3 protein-coding genes are annotated in these 6357 nt (G+C 72.7%); 1 reads left to right on the top strand and 2 read right to left on the bottom strand.

Annotation, left to right across the window (positions count from 1 at the left end):
- Nucleotides 1-325: 325 nt before the first annotated feature.
- Together E1265_RS31945 and nhaA are read right to left on the bottom strand one after the other, a co-directional pair.
- The gene (locus E1265_RS31945) at nucleotides 326-868 is read right to left on the bottom strand and encodes a GNAT family protein (RefSeq protein WP_132934455.1); all 543 of its coding nucleotides are present in this window, start codon (nucleotides 866-868) and stop codon (nucleotides 326-328) included.
- A gap of 67 nt (nucleotides 869-935) precedes the next feature.
- Nucleotides 936-2177 carry a Na+/H+ antiporter NhaA gene (gene nhaA / locus E1265_RS31950; protein WP_132934457.1) on the bottom strand — a complete coding sequence of 414 codons (1242 nt, stop codon included), beginning with the start codon at nucleotides 2175-2177 and terminating at the stop codon, nucleotides 936-938.
- A 310-nt stretch (nucleotides 2178-2487) separates the two neighbouring features.
- Between nhaA and E1265_RS31955 the strand changes: the two genes are divergently transcribed.
- Nucleotides 2488-6357: DUF6531 domain-containing protein (locus E1265_RS31955; protein ID WP_132934456.1), on the top strand; the 3870-nt coding region annotated here is incomplete at its 3' end.

A 6357-nucleotide genomic window follows, 5' to 3' on the forward strand; every position in this document is an offset into this window, starting at 1 on the left:
CTCCTCTACCACCCCGACGAGGACGGCACGCTCCTCGCCCCCGACCGCTGAGCCACGCTGGGGAGGCGCGCCAGCGCCGGCCCGGGCGGCCGGCCATCCGCGATCGTGGGACGCGGTCGCGCGGATCCGCGGGCCTGCGGCCCGCTGCGCGGTGCCTGGAACGCCGGGGGCTGCCGCGGCTACGCGGCGTGCCGCCCCCGGCTCCCGGCCGGGCCAGTGCGGTGGCCGTCGCCGTCGCATGGCATATCGGCCCGGGCCCAGCGGAGCCGGGAGGGCGGCTCTCCGCCGGGGCCCTTTGGCCTACGGTTGACCGGCGGGCGGCGGCCTAGTCCCTCGGGTCCGGCTTCCACTCCTCGGCGAGGAGGCCGAGCAGCACCTCGTCCAGGAACTCGCCCAGTACCCAGGCCGAGGAGCGCAGCACGCCCTCGCGGACGAAGCCGTTGCGCTCGGCGGCGGTCAGCATCGCGGCGTTGTCCGAGAGCGTCTCGATCTGCAGCCGATACAGGCCGCGCACGGAGAAGCCGTAATAGCACAGCACCGCCACCACGTCGGTGCCGTAGCCCTTGCCGCGGGAGGCCGGCAGCAGCCCGAGGCCGATGTGCGCGGACCGGCTGTGGTTGTCGATGCCCCACAGCGTCGCGGTGCCGATCAGCGTGCCGCCGTCCAGCTCCACCACGGAGAACGGGACGTGCCCCTCCTCCTTGTCGTCCACCACGAGCCGCGAGTCGTTCGAGCCGGGCGTGATCGGCCGCCAGGGCCGACCCTCGGCCCGCGAGCCGTTGACCACGTCGTCGTAGAGCTCGGCCCGCAGGATCGGGATGTCCTCCTCGTGCCGAGCCCTGAGCCCGACCTCTCTGCCCTTCAACATGCAAACGTCCTATCCGACCGGGCTGGCCGCCGGCAAACCCATGGGCAGCCGCGTCGGCCCGCCGCCGTCAGGCGGCGGCCGCGTTGCCGTTGCCGTTCGCCGCCGCCAGGTGGCGACGGCCGCGCAGCGTCAGCACCGCCGAGGCGACGAGCGCCGAGATCAGCGAGCCGATGAGGACGGCCGCCTTCACGTGCTCCGCGAGACCCGGCTTGTCGGCGAAGGCCAGCTCCGCGATCAGCAGCGAGACCGTGAACCCGATGCCCGCCAGCATCGCGCCGCCGGCCACGTCGGCCCAGCCCAGCGCCGGGTTCAGCCGCGCCCGCGTGAACCGAGCCGTGAGATACGTCGCGCCGAAGACACCGATCGTCTTGCCCAGGAAGAGGCCCGCGACGACACCGAGCGACTCGGGCTCGGTCACCAGGTCGGCCAGCACCCCGCCCGAGATCGGCACGCCGGCCGCGAACAGCGCGAACAGCGGCACGCACACGCCCGCCGAGATCGGGTGGACCAGGTGTTCGACCCGTTCCGCCGGCGACTCCTTCTCGAGCTCGCCGGCCGTCACCCGCAGCAGCATCCCGATGGCCACCCCGGCGATGGTCGCGTGCACCCCGCTGTTGAACATCAGCACCCAGATCACCACGGAGAGCGGTACGTAGACGTACCAGCCGTGCACGTCCCGCCGGTGCAGCAGGTAGAAGACGGCGAGGCCGGCCAGCGCCCCCGCCAGCGCCCACAGGTTCAGCGTCGAGGTGAAGAAGACCGCGATCACCAGGATGGCGATCAGGTCGTCCACGATCGCCAGCGTGAGCAGGAACGTCCGCAGCGCCGACGGCAGGTTCCGCCCGACGACGGCCAGCACGCCGAGCGCGAACGCGATGTCCGTGGCCATCGGCACGGCCCAGCCGTTCAGGTCACCCCCGCCGGCGGCGGCGAACGCCACGTAGATCAGCGCCGGCACCGCCATCCCGCCGACCGCCGCCGCCACGGGCAGCAGCGCGGCGGCCGGCCGTCGCAGCTCGCCGACGACCAGCTCCCGCTTGAGCTCGATGCCGGCGATGAAGAAGAACACCGCGAGCAGCCCGTCCGAGGCCCAGTGCCCCACGGACAGTTCGAGACCGAGCGGCGGGATGTCCAGGTGATGGTCACGGAGCGAGAAGTAGCCGTCACTGATCGGTGAATTAGCGAGGGCCAGGGCGATGGCGGCGGCGATGATCAGCGCCAGACCGCCGGTGACCTCGAGCCTCAGGAACTCGGCGACGGAGCGACGGTAGCGGGTTTCTTCCGCGCTTGACTTGAAGGACGGCAGCACGAACGGTGGCCCTTCCGGGTCGACGACATAGCCCGCCGACCAGACTTCCCGGCACACCTTCGGCACTCCGGGAACCAGTGGCCAGTCCCTTTACGCCGCCCTAACACCGTACCCGTTCGGACGTGATCTCGCTCCCCCGGGCCACCGCGCACGACTCGGGGCGGCCTGGCGCGGGCGCTGGGGCCAAGCTGTCGAGGAGCTGTGACAGAACTGCCGCATAACCTGGTCGACCCTGGTACGTGACAGGGGTTCGTCCGGTTCCGGGGGTGTTTTCGCGGTGGCACGGCCGTCCGACTGGAGTCCGGTCGACATGGACTCGGACCCGACTCCCGGCGACCCGGACGAGGTCCGCGCGCTGGCCGACCAGCTGGGGACCTTCGCGGACGACGTCGGCGAGGCGTTGGGCCGTATCCGTGGCATGGCCGAGGACCGGGCGGTCCTCGACTGGGCGGGCCTGTCGGCCGAGGCGTTCCGGTCGGAGTTCGACGGGGTGCCGGGCAACCTGGAGAAGCTCCAGACCTCCTACGACATGGCCGCCCAGGCGTTGCAGACGTACTGGCCGACGTTGGAGACGGCGCAGGGCATGGCCGACCGTGCCCTGGACCGCGCCATCGCCGCGCAGGCCGACCTCTCCTCAGCCCAGGCGGCGCTCACCGACGCCCAGGACTGGGTCTCACGCGCCGGCGAGGAGGCCGACCGCCTGGAGCGGGAGGGCGAGCGGGAGGGCGTCGAGCCGCCCTCCGAGGCCGAGGTGCGGGCGGCGACCCGGGACGCGACCGCCGCCAACGAGGCCGCGTCCTCCGCCCAGTCCCGGGTGGACGCCGCCGAGGAGGCCCTCTCCGCCGCGCGGGAGTTGGCGCGGCAGGCGAAGGAGATGCGGGAGGAGGCCGCCGGGACCTGCGCGGACGGGATCGACGCGGCCTCTGACGCCGGCATCCAGAACCGTCGTTGGTGGGAGGACGCCATCCACTGGGTGTCCGAGAACTGGGACACCATCGTCGAGATATGCAAGGTCGTCGTCGCCGTCCTTGGCATCGTCGTCATGATCATCGGTGGACCCCTCGCCTGGGTCGTCCTCGCCGCCGCCCTCGTCGTCCTCGCCGACACCCTCTACGACTACGCCAACGGCCGAGCCTCCCTCTGGGACGTCGCCTTCGCCGCCCTCGACTGCATCCCCGGCATGAAGGGCCTCACCACCCTCGGCGGCCTCGCCCGAGGCATGCGCTCCCTGGGCTCCACCGGCCTGCGCGGGCTGCGCCAGGGCGCCCTCGGCCTCGGCCGGCGCACCCGGGGCGAGGGCATCCCGATGAACGGCCGCACCGCCTGCGGCGATCCCGTCGACATGGCGACGGGCGAGCTGCTGATGTCCGCCGTCGACGTCGAACTCCCGGGCGTGCTGCCGCTGGTCATCGAGCGGCACCACATCTCCTCGTACCGCGACGGCGGTTGGTTCGGCGCCTCCTGGGCCTCCACCCTCGACCAGCGTCTGGTGCTCGACGACTACGGCGTCCGGCTGCTGGCCGCCGACGGCATGTCGCTGCTCTACCCCAGGCCCCTGCCCGACACCCCGGTGCTCCCGGTCGAGGGCCCCCGCTGGGAGCTGAGCTGGGACGGAAGCCCCGGTACCACCCTCACCGTGCACCAGCCGGAGACCGGCCACACCCTGCACTTCGCGCCCGTCGCCGGCCGCCCCGGCAGCACCCTGCCCCTGACCGCCGTCAGCGACCGCAACGCCAACCGGATCGACGTCCACCACGACGAGCACGGCGCGCCCACCGACGTCATCCACTCCGGCGGCTACCACCTCGGCGTCACCACCGAGAACGGCCGCGTCACCGAGCTGCGGCTGCTCAACGACCCCGACCAGCCGACGCTGCTGCGCTACGGCTACGACGCGGCCGGCCTGCTCGCCGAGATCACCAACTCCTCGGGAAAACCACTGCGGTTCGCCTACGACGCCCACCACCGGCTGGCCCGCTGGGAGGACCGCAACGGCTACTGGTACGCCTACGAGTACGACGACGAGGGCCGCTGCGTCTTCACCACCGGCACCGACCGCGCCCTGGAGTACCGCTACCACTACCAGCCGGACGCCCACCGCACCATCGCCGTCGACTCCCTCGGCCACTCCACCGTCTACCAGTTCAACGACTGTTACCAACTGGTCGCCCAGACGGATCCGTTGGGCCACACCACCCGCCACGACTGGGACCGCTACGACCGCGCCGTCGCCACCACCGACCCGCTCGGCCGCACCACCACCCGCCAACTCGACGACGACGGACGGATCGTGGCCGTGATCCGCCCCGACGGCCTGGCCACCCGCTACGAGTACAACGAACTCGGCCTGCCCACCGAGATCACCGAACCCGATGGCTCCGTCTGGGCCCACGCCTACGACGCCGCGGGCAACCGCACCGTCATCCTCGACCCGGCCGGCAACCGCATCCGCTACACCCACGACGAGCACGGCGGCCTTGCCACCGTCACCGACCAGTCGGGCCGCACCACCAGGGTCCGCTGCGACGCGGCGGGGCTGCCCGTCGCCGTCACCGACCCGCAGGGCGAGGCCACCCACTACCGGCGCGACGCGTTCGGCCGGCCCATCCAGGTCACCGACCCCCTCGGCGCCACCGCCACCACCAGCTACTCGACCGAGGGCAAGCCGCTGCGCCACACCGACCAGGTCGGCGGCGTGCAGACCTGGACCTGGGACGGCGAGGGCAACTGCCTCACCCACACCGACGAGAACGGCGGCGTCACCGCCTACGAGTACGGCGCCTTCGACCTGCCGAGCGCCCGCGTCGACCCAGACGGCGCCCGCTACGCCTTCCACCGCGACACCGAACTCCGGCTCACCCAGGTCGTCGGCCCGCACGGCCTCACCTGGGACTACACCTACGACGACGCCGGCCGGCTGGTCGCGGAGACCGACTACGACGGCCGCACCATCACCTACCGGCACGACGCCGCCGGGCAACTCGTCGCCCGCGTCAACGCCCTCGGCCAGACCGTCGCCTACGAGCGCGACGTCCTCGGCCACATCACCACCAAGACCGCCGAGTCCACCGCGACCACCTACGCCTACGACCCGCTCGGCCACCTCACCCGCGCCGCCTGTCCCGGGGCCGAGGTCGTCATCGCCTACGACCGGCTCGGCCGGATCACCTCCGAGGGCGTCAACGGCCTCACCGTCGACCAGACCCACGACGAACTCGGCCGCGTCCTCACCCGCACCACTCCCAGCGGCCACACCAGCACCTGGAGCTACAACACGGCCGGCGACGCCGTCTCGTTGACCACCGCGGGACGCACCCTCACCTTCGACCGCGACCCGCTCGGCCGCGAGACCGCACGCCGCCTCGACGACCGGTTCGCCCTCACCCAGACCTGGGACCCGGCCGGCCGCCTCACAAGTCAGCTGCTCACCGGCGCCGGCCACCAGGTGCGGCAGCGCGCCTTCGCCTACCGGCCCGACCACTACCTCACCGCCGTCGCCGAGAGCCACCTCGGCGCCACCAGCTACCAGCTCGACCCCGCCGGCCGCGTCACCGCCGTCACCGCCCCCGGCTGGACCGAGAGCTACGCCTACGACGCCGCGGGCCAGCAGACCGAGGCCGCCTGGCCCGACGCCGTCGCCGCCGACGCCATCGGCCCCCGCGCGTTCGACGGCACCCGCCTCACCCGCGCCGGCGCCGTCCGCTACGAGTACGACGCCACAGGACGCGTCACCCTGCGCCAACGCACCCGGCTCTCCCGCAAGCCCGAGAACTGGCGCTACGAGTGGGACGCCGAGGACCACCTCACCGCCGTCACCACCCCCGACGGCACCCGCTGGCGCTACCACTACGACCCGCTCGGCCGCCGCATCGCCAAGGAACGCCTCGACGCCGAGGGCGGCGTCGTCGAACGCACCGACTTCGTCTGGTCGGGCACCACCCTCGTCGAACAGACCTCAACCGGCGGCCCGCACGGCAGGCTCGCCACCCTCACCTGGGACTACCAGGGCGAACACCCCGTCGGCCAGACCGAGAGCTCGCTGCGCGGCGAGATCGACCGCCGCTTCTACGCCATCGTCACCGACCTCGTCGGCGCGCCCACCGAACTCGTCGACGAGACCGGCGCCATCGCCTGGCAGTCCCGCCGCACCCTGTGGGGTCACGCCGCCCACCCCGACGCC

The sequence above is a fragment of the Streptomyces sp. 8K308 genome (genome assembly GCF_004348315.1).
Classification (GTDB): domain Bacteria; phylum Actinomycetota; class Actinomycetes; order Streptomycetales; family Streptomycetaceae; genus Streptomyces.

Bases quoted from the DNA above. Each gene is read 5' to 3' on its own strand.
- E1265_RS31945 (WP_132934455.1), bottom strand. From the start codon at position 868: ATGTTGAAGGGCAGAGAGGTCGGGCTCAGGGCTCGGCACGAGGAGGAC.